Genomic DNA, 16,223 nt, shown 5'->3' with positions numbered 1-16,223 from the left:
TGGTTCATTATTCGCTAATATCTCATGTCCAGTGCGAACTTATCCGCTTTTCAGCATCGTGCAGCCGTTAATTTGAAAACAAAATGTTATTTTTTAGCACGTTTTGTTAGAGGCTTTTATTGGTTCTGCGATTATCATCCACAAGGTTATTACTGCCTTATCCTGGCAACGAGGTCAGTCCCCCGCCTGTGACGCGCCTGAATCAGACATACCGTCACCGCATTAATAACAATTTCTGGCAAGCCCTTGGCTTACTCCCCCGATCTAAAGAGATATAAGATGGACAAAAATCCTTCACTTTTTGATTTTGGCACACAGCAAAATGGTACCGGTTTCAGTCGGCGCGACATGTTGAAAGGCGTCGGTTCTGCAATGGTAGCGGCTACCCTGCTTGGCTTTCCATTTCTTACCGAGGCGGAAAAAAGTACCGCCACCAGCGATCCGCTAATTTTCTCGCAATTCTTTATGATTTCGCAGGCGATCACCGAGCATAAAGATCTCAGTCCCGGCATGTCTGCCCGTATTTTCAACGCCTTCTATCAGGGTGATACTCAGTTCCCGGCCCAGATCGCCGCGCTCTATCTGCTGCTGCAACCCAATCAGCGTGCCAAAGAATTTCAACAGGTTGCCAAAGAGCATAACCTGGGGGAACTGCTGACTCGTATTATCACTGGCTGGTATACCGGCACAGTCAAAAATGGTACCGATTCCATTTTAATCGCCTATAAAGATGCGCTGATGTATCGCCCGGTGAGCGATGGGTTGATTGTCCCTACTTACTGCGGCAATGGCCCGCTGTGGTTTACCGCCGCGCCTCCTGCTGCCGCCATGCCGGAAAGCATAAAACAAGCGCGCTTACAGGCGACCCCCGATACTGTTAATACGAGTAAAGCATGATGAACAAGCCCACTTTTACCGCCGACGGCGACGCCGTTGCTGATGTCATTATTGTTGGTTCAGGAATTGTTGGCGGCCTGATCGCCGACCAAATGGTCGCCCTTGGCCACTCGGTGCTGATCCTGGAAGCCGGTTTGCGCATTGAACGGGCTCAGGCCGTGGAGAACTGGCGCAATATGCCGTTTGCCAACCGTGCCGGCTCCGACTTTCAGGGACTGTATCCGCAATCAGAACTGGCCCCTGCCCCGCTCTATTTCCCGAAGAACAACTACGTCAATCTGACCGGCCCCAGCGCCAGTAGTTTTCAGCAAGGTTATCTGCGCACCGTGGGCGGCACAACCTGGCACTGGGCGGCATCTTGCTGGCGCCATGTGCCCAACGATTTCAAAATGAAAACCCTGTACGGCGTTGGCCGTGACTGGCCGATCTCCTATGATGAGCTGGAACCCTATTACTGCCGCGCCGAAGAAGAGATTGGCGTAGCGGGTCCCAACGATCCGGCGCTGCAATCCCCCGCCGAACGCAGCAAACCCTATCCGATGGATCAGGTTCCCTATGCCTATGGCGATAGCCGCTTTGCTGAAGTAGTAAACCCGCACGGTTTCCGTTCGGTTCCAATCCCGCAGGGACGCAGCACCCGCCCGTGGCAGGGACGCCCGACCTGTTGTGGCAATAATAACTGCCAGCCGATTTGCCCGATTGGTGCCATGTACAACGGTATCAGCCATATCGAACGGGCCGAAAACAAGGGCGCGGTGGTGTTGGCAGAGTCGGTGGTGTACAAGATCGATACCGATGAAAACAACCGCGTCACCGCCGTGCACTGGCTGGATAACAAAAAGCAGTCACATAAAGCCAGCGGCAAGGTGTTTGCCCTGGCCTGTAACGGCATTGAAACGCCGCGTTTGTTATTGATTGCCGCCAATGAAAAAAATCCCAACGGCATTGCCAACTCTTCCGATCACGTTGGTCGCAATATGATGGACCACTCCGGATTCCACTGTACCTTTATTGCCTCGGAACCTTTGTGGATCGGCCGCGGACCGGCGCAAAGCAGCTGTCTGGTCGGCCCGCGTGACGGTGAGTTCCGCAGTCAATATTCGGCAAACAAGATGATCGTCAATAATATCAGTCAGGTGATCCCTGCCACCAATAAGGCACTGGAAATGGGGCTGGTGGGCGAAGAACTGGATGAAGAGATCCGTCGTCGTTCCATCTATGGCGTTGATTTGTCCATTAGTCTCGAGCCGCTGCCCGATCCCGACAATCGTCTGACACTAAGCAAAACCCGCAAAGATCCGCACGGCTTGCCTTGCCCGGATATTCACTATGACGTCGGGGACTATGTGCGCGAAGGCGCAGTGGCCGCCCATAAACAGCTCGAACAGATCGGCAAGCTGTTTATGGCCGAAGACTTCAATATCACCACCAGCCTTAATGCCAATAATCATATTATGGGCGGTACCATTATGGGCAACGATCCGCATGATTCGGTGGTCAACGGTAACTGCCGCACTCACGACCACAACAACCTGTGGTTGCCTGGTGGTGGCGCTATCCCATCCGCCAGCGTAGTTAACAGTACTTTGACCATGGCCGCATTGGCGCTAAAAGCTGCTGATGATATGGCAAAGGTCCTGGCAGGTGAGGCATGAAAAATTTACTGCGTTTTGTACTCTTGGCAGCCACACTGAATGGGCTATCTGCGCAGGCATTGGCCGAAGAGAGCCAACTGGATCTGGTCGCCAAAGGTAAAGCGGTCGCCACCGCCGCCGACTGCCAGGCCTGTCATACCAACCCGGAAGGCGGTAAGCCGTTTGCCGGCGGTTATGCCATTCATTCGCCAATGGGCACCATTTACACCACCAATATAACTCCGTCAAAAACTGCGGGGATCGGCAATTATAGCGAGGAGCAATTTAGCCGCGCGGTGCGTGAAGGGGTACGTCCTGACGGCGGTAACCTTTATCCGGCCATGCCCTATACCTCATACAGCCATATGAGTGATGAAGATATTCATGCCATGTATGTCTATTTTCAGCATGGCGTACAGCCGGTGGAGCAAACCGCTTCGCTGACCGCCCTGCCTTTCCCGTTTAATATGCGGATCGCCATGGCGGGCTGGAACCTGCTGTATCTCGATAAAACACCGTTTAAAGCCGACGCCAGTAAAAGCGCCGAGTGGAACCGCGGTGCCTATCTGGTTAACGGTGCCGGTCACTGTGATACCTGCCATACACCGCGTAATTTAATGATGGGAGAAGTGACGGCCAAACCGCTGGCCGGAGGCATGGTCGGTCCTTGGTATGCGCCAAATATCAGCGCCGATGCGGTCAGCGGCATTGGTAACTGGACGCAGGCACAGTTGGTGGAGTACCTGAAAACCGGACGCACGACCGGTAAAAATCAGGCCGCCGGCCCTATGGCGGAAGCGGTGCAAAACAGCCTGCAGTATCTGCCGGATAGCGATCTCAATGCCATCGCCTTCTACCTGAAAAACAGCACGCCAGTTCGCGATCCCGCGGATAAACAGGCAGCAGACAGCTTTGGGCCAAAGCAGGTCAATGTCGAACAAGGATTGCGTGGCGAACATCCGTATAACGCCAACGGCACGATAAAAGGCGGCGCAGCGCTGTACAGTGGTTATTGTGCCAGTTGTCACCAGCCCGACGGTGGCGGCAGCAAAAACCAGGCTTACCCGTCGTTATATAATAATACCGCGACCGGGATGACCAACGCCTCTAACCTGATCTCTGCCATGCTCTACGGCGTCGATCGTCAGGTTGGCGAGCAACATGTGCTGATGCCAAAGTTTGGCCCGGGTTCTTACGTGGGTCAGTTAACGGATGAGCAAATTGCCGAGATCGCCAATTATGTGCTGACCCACTATGGCAACCCGGCGATTGCGGTCAGTGCCCATGATGTGGCGGTGTTGCGCGGCGGTGGTCCGGTCACACTACTGGCCAGGTTACAGCCTTTAATAGCACCCGCGATGGCCGTGGCGCTGATCGTTGTTTTGGCACTGATTTACTGGCTGTTTAGACGATCCCGCAAACGCCGTGTCTAGATTGTTGTAGACGCTGACTGCACTGCTGAATACCCCAGAAGGATGTCCTGGGGTATTCAGCTTTGTCGAACTATTACATTGATTTTCGCTGGTGATAGATATGCTCAGCTTGCTGTTGGCCTGCCACAGCACTGCCGGATAGATATTCCGCCACGGTAAAAGCAAAATCGAACGCGACTCCTAATCCCCTGCCAGTGATCAGGTTGCCATCAACAACGATATCGTTATCGCGGTAGCGGCCCTCAGTTCTCCCCTGCCACAAATCACCGGAGCAGGTATATGCCCGACCTTTTAGTAACTGATTATCTGCCAATACTCGGGGAGCGGCAGAGCAAAGCGCGCATAGCCATTTACCGGCAACATCATGCTGCTCAATAAATGATAATGCTTGGTGATTTTTCGCCATGCTTTTTGTCGCCTCCGGGCCACCGGGGATAATAATCGCATCATACAAAAAATCACCGATATCACCCAGTGTTATAGGGGTCAGCAACGTTAATCCAAAATAAGAGGTCACGGTTCTCTTTTCTGTACAAGAGATCATATCTACAACAATATTTAATCGAGATAAAATATCATAGACGATAACAGCCTCCGCATCTTCAAAACCTGCGGTCAGCAGTATTGCTGCTTTCATTTTTTGTTCCTGTATTAGGATAATGATAGATTACCGGTTAAGTCATCAGAAGGAATAACGAATACCGACACGAAAACGATACTGCTCACGATTATACAAATCCCAACGATCCAGCCATGATGCCTCGACATAAGGTTTCCAGTTTTTATCCCAGGTATAAGTCAATTTATTGTTTAACTCCCAATTATGATCTTTCCCGTTTTTACTATTATAGTCATTAATATGAATGTAGTAATCTGGCTCAAAGGTATACGCCCAGGTATCGTTAATTTTCAAATTCCAGTACATGACAAACTGATGAGTACTGTCTTTATCATAACGCCCCTGATTATCGACACTATCATAATTTTTATTATTATAGCGATAGCGAAAGGTGACATTAAAATCAGGCGTAAATTTATAATTAAAATCCATATAAGGTGAAACCGTTGAACCACTGGCGCTATCAGTAATGATTAATGCCGGTAAAATTGTAAAAAACTGAGTAGGTTTAAACAGCGGATACCAACTCTCAAGTTCATTATAACTATGTTTAAACTGATTGTATTTATCGACACTGTAGGCATTGGTCAACATAATGCCTGCTCCATTAATAAAATTATAACCTCCACGCATCATAAATTCATGTTGTTCTGATGCCGAGTTAAAGGCTTCACGCGCTTCAATCCACGGACCGGCAGCATAGGAAGAGACAGAGTAAAGAAAACCCGCAACGGTAATCGCTGATATTATTTTTTTCATTTAATTGCACTCTTATTTTTATTGGTTGGTAAAAAACATCATCATATTATTTGTTATTTAGCTTATTCTTGGGCAAGAGAATGCCCTAACCGGTTAAAATATGGCCATGGTAAAACGTTAGATAGTGGATAATAGTTGAAGCTATAACCTGGTAAAGGGTATTACTGGTTAATTATTTCCTCTCCAGCAGATGAGCTAATTTGTTATCATCACTGATAATATTGCGTAATTTCGTCTTGCCGCCGAGAAGTTTTAAACCTGTCAGGGTAATCAGCCAGGCAATTACCCCCATAAAAAGATAGGTGGTCGCAAAACCGTGTTTATCATAGAAATAACCGGCAATAGGATTAATGGCAGTGATTCCCAGATAATTAAAACAACCCAGTACCATATAAATCGTCCCGGTCATGCGTTTATCAAAATTCTCGGCGAGAAATTTAAAAATAGAAACCAGCAACAAGGTCATTTCCAGTCCATACAGTGGCTTGAGCACAATAATCATCCAGGGCTGTGTGGCCAAGGCCGATAACACTAAACGCGTCCCGATGATAAAACCCGCCATCAATAATCCATTTTTGGGCCCGATACGGTTAATCAATAGTGGAATAAAAAACATCAGCACAAATTCGCAGGCAGACTGGACAAACCCCATATAGCCCAACACTGAGTTTCCCTGCTGATGAGTGTCAAAGAAGCTGACGAAGTAGCGCGGAAACTGCTGCTCGGCACTTTGCATCATCCAGATAATGCCGCCATAAAACAGCATCAGTCCCCAAAAACTGGCATGCTGGAAAAATGCCCTAACATCTTTAGCACAGACTTTGTCTTTTCTGGCTTCATTGACGGCCTGCCAGTTGATACCTTCCCCCTGCGTTCTTAACGTCAGCAAAATCAGTAACACCACGACGGCAGCCACCGAGGTAATGGTAAAATTGATATGCGGGTTAATATTAAACAGTTGGCCTGAAAATATGGCGGCTATTGCCCAACCTAATGACCCCCACATACGCACCCGACCAAACTCAAAGCCAAAGGCTCGGCTGTAGCGATCGGCATAGGATTCAAAAACCAGTATCCCTGCCAGATAGGCGGTACCAAGATAGGCTCCGCCTAAAAGCATGCCCAAGAGCATATGGCTCTGCAGCAGCGTCTGATAGACGTAAATAAAAAACGGTGCAGCCAGCACGGAAGCGGTCGCCACCGCGATTAACAGCCATTTTTTAAGCCCGAGTTTATCCATGATAAAACCGAATACCGGTTTGATTGCCAGGGCAAATAGTGCATTGATTGATAGGGTATAACCTATCTGGGTACTGGTAAAACCGATGTTATCTGCCAACCAGATAGCCAGAAAGGACCAGCTTATCGACCAGGCAAAGTAGAAGAAAAAAAGACTTAAACTGATCCGTATATAGGCTGACCTATTGAGCATGGGTAATGACATGGTTTATTCCTTATGGTCATGAGGAGAGATCAGGCTAATGACGCTGAGTTGTCCAGGTAAAACCTGTTGACCCGATGCCAGATCTCGGTGAATAGGCAAGGCTTCCCAGCGCAGAAAATGACGCGGGTAAGGACGATACAACTCGGGGACGACCTGAACTTCGCCCTGACGGGAGAAAGTCTGCCGGCACTGATAGAAAATTTCAGGTAAGGGGTTGACGGCAAGCAGGCGTGTTTCAGTCACCGCCAGGTTTTCTTCCTGCAGATGCCACTGACCGCTGCGACCATCACTGAGCTGGAAACTGACTATTAGTTGACCATTTTCCGGCCGGGCTGCAGAGATAATAACTTCCGGAGGTATAGAACCCATCCCTTTGAAATTCCATCTAAAATTCCAGTCACTCATTTGTCTGATCAGCCAGTGGTCGCCCTCGGGGCGCGCGATCCATGCCTGCGAGCAGCCTGATGAGTCATAGCGGTGCCAAGTGATCAAGACCCGACCCTGACTATCAAAGCCCAGGTTCTGACTCATATTTATCAATCCTTGTTCAACCGGAGCGGGATCAACAATATCGCCAGTTTCCGACGTCATCGGCAGCGTAAACATCTGCCCACTGTGGCTGTACCAGTGCAGCAGATCGGGGCTGCAGGCATAACATAGGTGATGGTTGGTTTCACAATGGGGTGTTTCGCGCCACATCCAGACCATATGCCATTGGTCATCCGGTCCAAATATCGGCAGACGGGCATAGGCATTGCGTAAGCCATTACCGGAGAGCAAAGGCTGCGCCAGTAACCGGGTCCAACGACGTTGTGACTCATCCCAACGGTTATAAATATCGTCGCCATTACCACTTTCTCCGTCACGATAGCGAAACAACAGCTCGCCCTGGCGGCCATAAAAAAATAATGGATATGTGGCACTCTGTTCCCGTTCACCAATCATGGTGCGCTGCACCAATGAATGAATGTCATAGGGCCTGACAGAACGAAACCAGACCATTTGGTCTTTGTGCATATTGCCCGATAAATGCAGGTGGCCCTGATTATCCATGGCCAACGTCAGATAGTTATGGCTGTCAAACTCGGTCTGATGCATATAGCGCTTTTTATCCGCCAGCCATTTGCCCTGTGGCTGACTGATTGTCCACTGGCTTTCTTCTGGCTTGCGGCTGGCAACAGTAATGCAGTGTTCTGCGTTGTAGTAGGCAACGTAAAACTTATCCTTTACCAATAAGGCGTATTCCACTGTGAAATCAGAACAACAGGAGCCAATCACCGACTCCATCGTTGCCTGATTATGTTTATCCACTACGTTCATTTTTTCTCCCGCCTGATAGGATTTAGCGGTGCTATTAATAACACCTTGTGTTTCCTGTCAACGTCGTGACCGGATCACCAATATAATTTCCAGCTTTGCGTCATACGCACCAGCGCTTCGACATAAAAATAGTCGCCCCAGATGCTACATTCATCGACACCTTTATTTGACGCATAGTGATAAACACTGTGGTTTAGTAAACCCGTCCCCTTATCTTCAAGTCGGGTCAAATAACTACGCGTCAGGGAGGACATCATATGCCTGGCGGCAATTTCATAGCTTTTGCGATGCGCATCAATAACCGGCAACTGTTTACTTAATTCCAGCAATGCGCAGACCGCAATGGCGGCCGCTGAGGAATCGCGCAATGCGTCTGTGCCGTTTAGCGCCAGATCCCAATGACAGATACCGTCTTTCGGCAGGCGATTAAGGAAGTAGTTTGCCAGCCTTTTGGCGTGCTCAAGCAATGCCTGATCACCGGTATAAAGGTAACTGAGGGTAAAACCATAAATGCCCCATGCCTGGCCGCGTGACCAGCAGGAATCATCGGCATAGCCTTGCTGGGTATTACCGTAAAGCGGTGCCCCGGTCAGACTATCCATGTAATAGGTGTGATAGGTGGAGCTGTCCTCACGGATCAAATAACGGGCGGCCTGACTGACGTGGTCATAAGCTGCCTGCGCAAAGCGCATATCTCCGCTTTGCTCGCTGGCCCAATACAGCAGCGGCAGATTCATATTGCAGTCAATAATCATCCGACCGGCCTGTTCCGGATCGCGCAAATCTCCCCAGGCCTGAATAATTTTTGCTTTGGCATGAAAACGCTCTAGCAAGGCTTCCGCAGCTAATAACGAAAAACCCCGTGCCTGGCGATTTCCCGTAAGACGCCATGCAGCCACGCAAGATAGCGTATAAAGAAAGCCCAGATCGTGGGTATTGGTATCCACTCTGCCTGCAATACGTAATCCAAATGAACGCACATGCCTTTCTGCCATATGACGAAACTTTTCATCGCCGCTCATTTCCCAGGCCAGCCACAACTGTCCCGTCCAGAAACTGGTGGTCCATTCAACATTCTCTGTTAAGGGGTATTGGCCATCAAGGCAGGTTTCTGCGGGATACTTATCACCAAAATCCGTTAAATTACGACTAATCAGCGCAAGAACTTGGGCACGGGCAGAAATTAACTCGTCGTAAAATTGACGCTGTTCGACGGTCTCCTCTGCAAATCCGTGCAAAGGTTCTTTAACGATATTATCTAACATGCTTTGGTTCCTTTTCAGCTAAATAGGCCAGATGGGTGTCTGTTGACTGAGCAGAGAATAATGAAATGGCCGTTCGCTAAAATGTTATCTCGATCACATCCGCGCAAGGTTTGTGAGGCTACGTTCTTGTAAATTTAAAACTATTGGTTACTAATAGGATTTACGGCCAGAAAACTTAAAAATATTGCATCATGGACGAAAAAGAAAAATCTGAACGCCTTGAGCTTATTTCACTCAATGACAATATCGTCTCTTTCAATCGGCTTTACGCCAATAGCGTACGCTACCATCATTGGCATCAGTGCCTGGAAATGCTGTATGTGGAGCAGGGATATGGTGTGGTTATCGTTGATAACAAACATTATACGCTGAGGCCTGGAAGGATTTTTTTCTTCCCTCCTCTGACATTGCATAAAATCATGATTGAAGAAAGTTCGACCGAAATTTATCGACGAACAATTATCCATATTGATCAGAATGCCATCCTGCCCATCCTGAAAAACTTTCCTAAAAATTATCAGCAATTAAGTCAGATCTCACTACGCGGCAGTGAAGCCTTTATTGCTGACGTGGCAGATATTCATGATTTTCTTGATCATTTATTTGTACGTTACGCGCAGCTGACAGAAAAAAATCAGCTCGATAGCGAGAGCGCTATCTGTCTGCTATTAACGTTGTTTAGTATGTTGCCTGAACATAAAAGCATGCTCACCGTGCAAGATAATCTGATTTCAACCAAAATTATGCTTTGGATCGAAGAGAATTATACTGAGAAATTCAGTCTGGATAATCTGGCAGACTATTTAGGCAAGTCACGCAGCTATGTTTCCCGGCGATTTCATCATGAAACCGGCGAAAAAGTCCATGACTACTTAACCACCTTCCGCTTAAGAAAATCCTGTGAATTATTATTACGCAGTCCAATAAGTGTTAATGATATTGCGCTGGCCGTGGGGTTTTCAGATGTCACTTATTTTATCAGTTCTTTTAAAAATAGAATTGGTGAAACCCCCTTGCAGTATCGCAAAAATAATATGCAAAAATAACAGGCAGCCGATAAGGCATGCTTCAACACCTTATCGGCATAAAGATTAACCGCGTCCCACCAGCGGCATTGCGCTAGCCATTAGCGTCAGGGTAAGAATATTGGTCCCCTCCGGCTGACTGGCCATAAATGCCACCGCTTCCCCCACCCGTTCCACCGGGATCACCGGCTCTGGCGCAATTTCGCCATCCGCCTGGATGCGCCCTGCCAGTGCCTTATTGCCCATATCGGTAGAAGCATTGCCGACATCGATTTGTCCACAGGCGATATTATATTTACGACCGTCAAGCGCGGTGCATTTTGTTAACCCGGTAATGGCATGTTTACTGGCCGTATAAGGCGAGGAATGAGGTCGCGGACTTTGCGCCGACACCGAGCCATTGTTAATGATCCGTCCGCCCATCGGCCTTTGCTGTTTCATCAGCCGCACCGCTGCCTGGGTACAAAGATAAGTGCCGGTCAGGTTGGTATTGATCACCGTTAGCCAGTCCTCAACCGGCTGATCTTCTATCGGCAGCTCCTTGACGTTATTACCGGCATTGTTAAACAGTACATCCAGTCGCCCGAAGGTTTGCTCTACCTGGGAAAATAGTGCGGTAACCGACTGTGGGTCGGTGACATCTACGGTAAGCACACAGGTTTGCCCGGGGGCAAAACCTGCCGCCGCCTGCTCCAGCTTCTGCTGATTACGTCCGGTCATAATGACCAGAAATCCGCTGGCGACCAGGGCCTTGGTCGCGCTCAGCCCGATACCACTCCCGGCCCCGGTGATCAGGGCAATTTTCTTTTCACTTTGCTTCATTCAGGGCTCTCAATTGCGGGTTAAACAGCAGCCAACATACCACCATCAATAAACAGTAAATGGCCGTTAACGAAATCAGATGCCCGCGACGACAGAAAGACTGCGCCGCCGATCAACTCTTCCGGATTGCCCCAGCGTGCGGCTGGTGTACGCTTGCACAGCCAGTCGGAGAAAGCTTTGTCATCCACCAGCGCCTGGGTCATATCAGTTTTAAAGTAGCCCGGCGCAATGCCGTTGACCTGAATATTATAGCGCGCCAGCTCAACGCACATGCCGCGCGTCAGCATTTTCACCGCGCCTTTCGATGCGGCATAAGGGGTGATGGTATCGCGACCCAGCTCACTTTGGATCGAACCGATATTAATGATTTTGCCGCGCTCACGTTTGATCATATAGCGCGCCACTGCCTGAGAAACCAAAAACACCGACTTTTGGTTTACCGCCACGATGTCATCCCAGTCTTTTTCCGGAAACTCGGTAAACTTGTGACGACGCTGGATACCAGCGTTATTAATCAGCACATCAATGGCGCCAATTTCATTTTCAATGCGATCAATCGCCTGCTGGACCGCCTGGCTGTCGGTGACGTCAAAAGCCAGGGCATGGGCAATCAAACCCTCGGCACGTAACTTTTCTGCCGCTTTCTCGGCAGAGTCCTGGCGGGTACTGTTGATAATAACGGCAGCCCCCTGCTCTGCCAGCCCTTTGGCCAGCAAAGATCCCAGGCCGCGGGAAGAACCGGTGATCAGAATATTTTTGTTATCCAGCGAGAATAAATTGGTCATTATTTTTTCCTGACGGCAGGTAGCAAGAAGTCCGCATAAGGCGCGAACGCCATAAGTCGATGGTGTTTCCGTCATCAAAGCGGTTTACCCCGCCGAGAACTGTGATGCAGATCACCTTATACGGTGTTAACAAACTCTGTTACCGCAAGCGTGATCTCAGTCGTCCTGCCTGGCCCGCTAAGACAAATTTTTACCGGTACCGCGCAGATACATTGCGCACAAAAGGTGTCATCTTTATGAAAATAAAAGTTTTTTGCTTTACCATCGTGCGTTGTTAACGGCATATCATTTTGCTAACATAAACGGTATTCCCCTTCATCGCCCTTTGACTTGCCCAGGACTCCCGGATGAGAAACCAACGCGTCACCCTGCAAGATATCGCGTTACTCGCCGACGTCACCAAAATGACTGTCAGCCGCTTTCTGCGTACACCGGAAAAAGTCTCGCCGGAAACCCGCGAACGCATTACCAGGGTGATGCAAGAAGTCGGTTTTCCGCTGGAAGAAGTTGAAAAGCAGAATCAAAGCAAAAAGATCGGCATTCTGGTGCCCTCTTTTAACAATCAGATTTTCTCGGATTTGCTGGCAGGCATTGAATCAGTCACCTCGCAACAAGGTTACCAGACGCTGGTGGTCAATTATGATTACAGCAAAGAGCGCGAAGAAGAACATATCATCAATCTGCTGAGTTATCGGCTGGCGGGGCTGATCCTCACCGAGTCGGTGCATACCCTCAAAGCCGATAAATATCTTAATGCTGCCGATATTCCCATTGCTCAGGTTATGGATATTGACGCTGTTCAGGGGCGTATTGCCGTCGGTTTTGACAATTTTCAGGCCGGATACGATATGGCATCGGCATTAATCGCCAGCGGCAAGCAGCAGGTGGTCTATTTTGGTTCCATGTCTGACGCGCGCGATATGAAACGCTATGCCGGTTACAGTAAAGCGATGGAAAACAATCAGCTTACACCGCAACATATTACGCCAAATAAAGTTTCCTCGGTATCGATTGGCGGCGGAATGCTCACCCTGGCTCGGCAGCTTTTTCCGCAAATTAATGCCGTACTTTGCACTAATGATGATATTGCCGTAGGCGTTTTACAGGAATGTATTAAATTGGGTATTCAGGTTCCGCAAGAGATGGCTATTTCAGGCTTCCATGGCCTGGATATTGGTTTGGCGACTACCCCGGCGCTTGCCAGTGTCATTACGCCACGTTTTGAAATAGGTAAAGTGGCGGCGGAAATTATGCTAAAGAAAATAAATAAACTTCCAACAATTGAAAACGTTGACCTGCATTATCGACTCTCCCTCGGCGGCACAATCTAAATTCCCCTCGCTAATATCCGGCCTGGCTGGCATGCGGGCAGGATCACGTAAGCAGTAACATCCTTTTTTAACATGATCTAACGTGACTTGTATCACGAAATATAATGGTAGAAATGCTTTTATTAAGCATCGCCGGATCAAGTTAATTAAGTTTCAATCTTTATTAATCCCATCCGAAATATAAGGTTATTCGCTCTATTTAAAATAATCATTGTGCCCATATGAGGTGTACCCATGGATAATAAAATACCTAAAGCCCGCTGGTTACGCGTAATTACTCCCATATTAATCGCCTGCATTATGTCTTTTATGGACAGGGTAAATATCAGCTTCGCCATGCCTGGGGGTATGGACAGTGCCTTGGGCATCACCTCCTCAATGGCGGGACTGGCGGCGGGTATTTTCTTTATTGGTTATCTGTTTCTGCAAGTCCCCGGTGGCAGTATTGCCGTTCACGGCAGCGGCAGAAAATTTATTGCCTGCTCGTTGATTGCCTGGGCAATTATCTCAGTATTGACCGGTATGGTGACTAACCAATACCAGCTACTGTTTTTGCGCTTTGCTCTTGGGGTTTCGGAAGGGGGGATGTTGCCGGTAGTGCTAACCATGGTCAGCAACTGGTTCCCGGATGCCGAACGTGGCCGCGCCAATGCCTATGTGCTGATGTTTGCGCCGCTGGGTGGCATGATCACTGCGCCGTTATCCGGTTTTATTCTCGATGCCCTTAACTGGCGCTGGCTGTTTATTATTGAAGGTTTGCTGTCGGTAGTGGTGATGCTGTTCTGGTGGTTTACCATCAGCGATCGCCCAGAGGAGGCAAAGTGGCTCTCTGCCCGTGAACGTGACTATCTGGTCACTGAACTGAACCGTGAACGCGAAGCGTTGCAGGTGCTGGCCAAAGTGCAGGCGGCACCACTGAAAGAGGTATTCCGCAATAAGTCGATTATCAAACTGATTATTATCAACTTCTTTTATCAGACAGGTATTTACGGCTACACGCTGTGGCTGCCGACAATTCTGAAGAACCTGACCGGGGGGAATATGAGCTCGGTCGGTATGCTGGCGGTGATCCCCTTTGTCGGTACCATGATGGGGATTTTGGCGATGTCGATTTTCTCCGATAAAACTGGCAAACGCCGTCTGTTTATTGTGTTGCCGCTGGTTGGATTTGCCGCCTGTCTGGCTGCCTCGGTGACCTTTAAAAGCAATGTGATGGCCGCTTATGGTTTTCTGGTCGGTGCCGGTTTCTTCTTGCAGGCGGCAACCAGTGCCTTCTGGACCATTCCAGGCAAAGTCACTACCCCTGAAGTGGCTGGCCGTGCCCGCGGGGTGATCAATGGACTGGGTAATCTGGGGGGCTTTTGTGGACCCTATTTGGTAGGAGTGTTGGTCAGTCTGTATGGGCAAAGTCTGGCGATTTATGCGCTGGTCGCCTCGTTACTGATTGCCGCGCTGGTCACCATGCTGTTGCCGAAGGAGTGCGATATTGCCTTGGTACCGGGCGCTAAAGCCATTGCCCTGGCCGAGCACTACGCCAAAGCACGGGCAAAATATAAAGCCCCCGGGATGGTCTATCAGGCCGTGTCGCGGACCGGCTTATAGCACTAAAAAGATGCCGCCGAACGGCGGCATCTGGCATGCTGAATAGCCAGGGATCACCTGGCAACTTCCGATGCCGTCGCTTCTCGCTTTATCGTCGCCGGTCGGCTGGCATATAAATAGAGCAATACGGCGGCGATAATACAAAAGGCCATTGAGCCAACCATGGGCCAGGCACTGCGCGCGGTAAACAGCGATAACAGCGATCCCACCAGCGCACCGGTACCAAAACGAATAGTCCCGGCCAGCGAGGCCGCGGTTCCCGCCATATGCGGGAAATCATCCATAATCACCGCCATGGCATTCGAGGTAACCATGGCAATACAACCAACATAGCCCGCCACGCCAAATACCAGCGCCCAAAAGCCTAATCCGCAGGCACCGACAACCAGCAACCAGAGTCCCATCGCCAGTTGCACCATCAGGCCAAAGCGGAACATTTTAACGGCACCAACCCGACGCACATAGCGGCTGTTGATCACCGTCAGCAGCACCAGGAAAACAATATTCAGCGCAAAATAGAAACCAAAATTTTGCGGCGAAACGCCGTTTAGCTCAATGTAGACAAAAGGACCGGCGCTAAGAAAAGAGAACATGCCGGCAAAAGAGAAGCCGCTGGCCAGCATATAGCTCAGCACCCGCTTGTGACGGAACAGACTGGCAAAATTCCCCAGACTGGTGCGCATATGAAAACGCTGCCGGCGCTCTTTGGGTAAGGTCTCTTTAATAAACACGCCCACCAACACGGCGGCAATCAGCGCGGCAAGGGCCATGGCCCAGAAAATGGCGTGCCAGCTAAAAATCAGCATCAGACCGCCGCCAATCATCGGCGCGAGCAAAGGGGCAACGGTCATCACCAGCACCACAAAAGACATCATTCGCGAGAACTCGTCTTTGGTAAACATATCGCGCATCAGGGCGTTGATCACCACGCTGGCGGCGGCTGCCGACAAACCGTGCAAGAAACGCATATTGACCAGTTGCTGAACTGAATCTGACAGGGCACAGGCCGCCGCTGCCAATGCAAAAACCAGCACACCCCAGAAAATTACCGGCTTACGCCCAAGACTATCGGCCATGGGACCATAAAACAGCTGACCGATAGCAAAACCCAACACGTAGGCGCTGAGAGTCATCTGCACACTGCCGGCGGGAACGCCAAACTCCCTGGCGATCACTGGCATACTCGGCAGATACATATCGATAGCCAACGGCATCAGCATCGACACCAATCCCAAAATCAAGATCAGTCCGAAGTGGGATGTCCTGGGTTCTTGCACGTTCAGTAAC

14 protein-coding genes are annotated in these 16,223 nt (G+C 49.6%); 6 read left to right on the top strand and 8 right to left on the bottom strand.

All coding sequences use genetic code 11. From position 1 onward, the window contains the following. The first annotated feature begins 279 nt into the window (after nucleotides 1–279). The 3 genes from GW590_RS10635 to GW590_RS10625 are packed head-to-tail and all read left to right on the top strand — an operon-like array spanning nucleotide 280 to nucleotide 3,964. Complete coding sequence (locus GW590_RS10635) at nucleotides 280–897, top strand: sorbitol dehydrogenase family protein (RefSeq protein WP_169403033.1); 618 nt, start codon at nucleotides 280–282, stop codon at nucleotides 895–897. Continuing rightward, nucleotides 897–2,552 carry a GMC family oxidoreductase gene (locus GW590_RS10630; protein ID WP_169403312.1) on the top strand — a complete coding sequence of 552 codons (1,656 nt, stop codon included), beginning with the start codon at nucleotides 897–899 and terminating at the stop codon, nucleotides 2,550–2,552. The genes GW590_RS10635 and GW590_RS10630 overlap by 1 nt, the downstream gene beginning before the upstream one ends. Then, on the top strand, nucleotides 2,549–3,964 hold the full coding sequence (locus tag GW590_RS10625) for a cytochrome c (RefSeq protein WP_169403032.1): 1,416 nt from the start codon (nucleotides 2,549–2,551) through the stop codon (nucleotides 3,962–3,964). Before GW590_RS10630 ends, GW590_RS10625 begins: the two co-directional genes overlap by 4 nt. Nucleotides 3,965–4,037: 73 nt before the next feature. Here GW590_RS10625 and GW590_RS10620 read toward each other — a convergent pair whose 3' ends face one another. The 5 genes from GW590_RS10620 to GW590_RS10600 form a co-directional block, all read right to left on the bottom strand. Beyond that, complete coding sequence (locus GW590_RS10620) at nucleotides 4,038–4,601, bottom strand: DJ-1/PfpI family protein (RefSeq protein ID WP_169403031.1); 564 nt, start codon at nucleotides 4,599–4,601, stop codon at nucleotides 4,038–4,040. A 45-nt stretch (nucleotides 4,602–4,646) separates the two neighbouring features. Further along, on the bottom strand, nucleotides 4,647–5,342 hold the full coding sequence (locus GW590_RS10615; protein WP_169403030.1) for an oligogalacturonate-specific porin KdgM family protein: 696 nt from the start codon (nucleotides 5,340–5,342) through the stop codon (nucleotides 4,647–4,649). Between the two features lie 172 nt (nucleotides 5,343–5,514). Continuing rightward, on the bottom strand, nucleotides 5,515–6,786 hold the full coding sequence (locus tag GW590_RS10610; RefSeq protein WP_169403029.1) for an oligosaccharide MFS transporter: 1,272 nt from the start codon (nucleotides 6,784–6,786) through the stop codon (nucleotides 5,515–5,517). Nucleotides 6,787–6,789: 3 nt separating this feature from the next. Then, nucleotides 6,790–8,106, bottom strand: a complete 1,317-nt coding sequence (locus tag GW590_RS10605) for a BNR repeat-containing protein (RefSeq protein ID WP_169403028.1) — start codon at nucleotides 8,104–8,106, stop codon at nucleotides 6,790–6,792. Nucleotides 8,107–8,180: 74 nt separating this feature from the next. Then, nucleotides 8,181–9,371 (bottom strand): glycoside hydrolase family 88 protein, encoded by a 1,191-nt coding sequence (locus GW590_RS10600; RefSeq protein WP_169403027.1) that lies wholly within the window; start codon nucleotides 9,369–9,371, stop codon nucleotides 8,181–8,183. 191 nt (nucleotides 9,372–9,562) lie between these two features. Here GW590_RS10600 and GW590_RS10595 point away from each other — a divergent pair, with 191 nt between their 5' ends. Then, entirely contained in the window at nucleotides 9,563–10,417 is an 855-nt protein-coding gene (locus tag GW590_RS10595) for an AraC family transcriptional regulator (protein WP_169403026.1), read from the top strand. A gap of 45 nt (nucleotides 10,418–10,462) precedes the next feature. On the opposite strand, the gene GW590_RS10590 is transcribed toward GW590_RS10595, so the two are convergent. Both GW590_RS10590 and idnO read right to left on the bottom strand, forming a co-directional pair. Beyond that, a complete protein-coding gene (locus tag GW590_RS10590) occupies nucleotides 10,463–11,218 on the bottom strand; it encodes an SDR family oxidoreductase (RefSeq protein ID WP_169403025.1) in 756 nt (251 codons plus the stop codon). A gap of 20 nt (nucleotides 11,219–11,238) precedes the next feature. Continuing rightward, on the bottom strand, nucleotides 11,239–12,003 hold the full coding sequence (idnO, locus tag GW590_RS10585; RefSeq protein ID WP_169403024.1) for a gluconate 5-dehydrogenase: 765 nt from the start codon (nucleotides 12,001–12,003) through the stop codon (nucleotides 11,239–11,241). A gap of 347 nt (nucleotides 12,004–12,350) precedes the next feature. Between idnO and GW590_RS10580 the strand changes: the two genes are divergently transcribed. Together GW590_RS10580 and GW590_RS10575 are read left to right on the top strand one after the other, a co-directional pair. Further along, nucleotides 12,351–13,334, top strand: coding sequence for a LacI family DNA-binding transcriptional regulator (locus GW590_RS10580; protein WP_169403023.1), 984 nt, complete (start codon nucleotides 12,351–12,353; stop codon nucleotides 13,332–13,334). Nucleotides 13,335–13,568: 234 nt separating this feature from the next. Next, nucleotides 13,569–14,936, top strand: a complete 1,368-nt coding sequence (locus GW590_RS10575; protein WP_169403022.1) for an MFS transporter — start codon at nucleotides 13,569–13,571, stop codon at nucleotides 14,934–14,936. 53 nt (nucleotides 14,937–14,989) lie between these two features. On the opposite strand, the gene GW590_RS10570 is transcribed toward GW590_RS10575, so the two are convergent. Continuing rightward, the gene (locus GW590_RS10570; protein ID WP_169403021.1) at nucleotides 14,990–16,213 is read right to left on the bottom strand and encodes a Bcr/CflA family multidrug efflux MFS transporter; all 1,224 of its coding nucleotides are present in this window, start codon (nucleotides 16,211–16,213) and stop codon (nucleotides 14,990–14,992) included. Nucleotides 16,214–16,223: the final 10 nt, after the last annotated feature.

This window comes from Rouxiella aceris, from assembly GCF_012933545.1.
Classification (GTDB): Bacteria; Pseudomonadota; Gammaproteobacteria; order Enterobacterales; family Enterobacteriaceae; genus Rouxiella; species Rouxiella aceris.
This window is presented reverse-complemented; position numbering and strand designations above follow the sequence as displayed.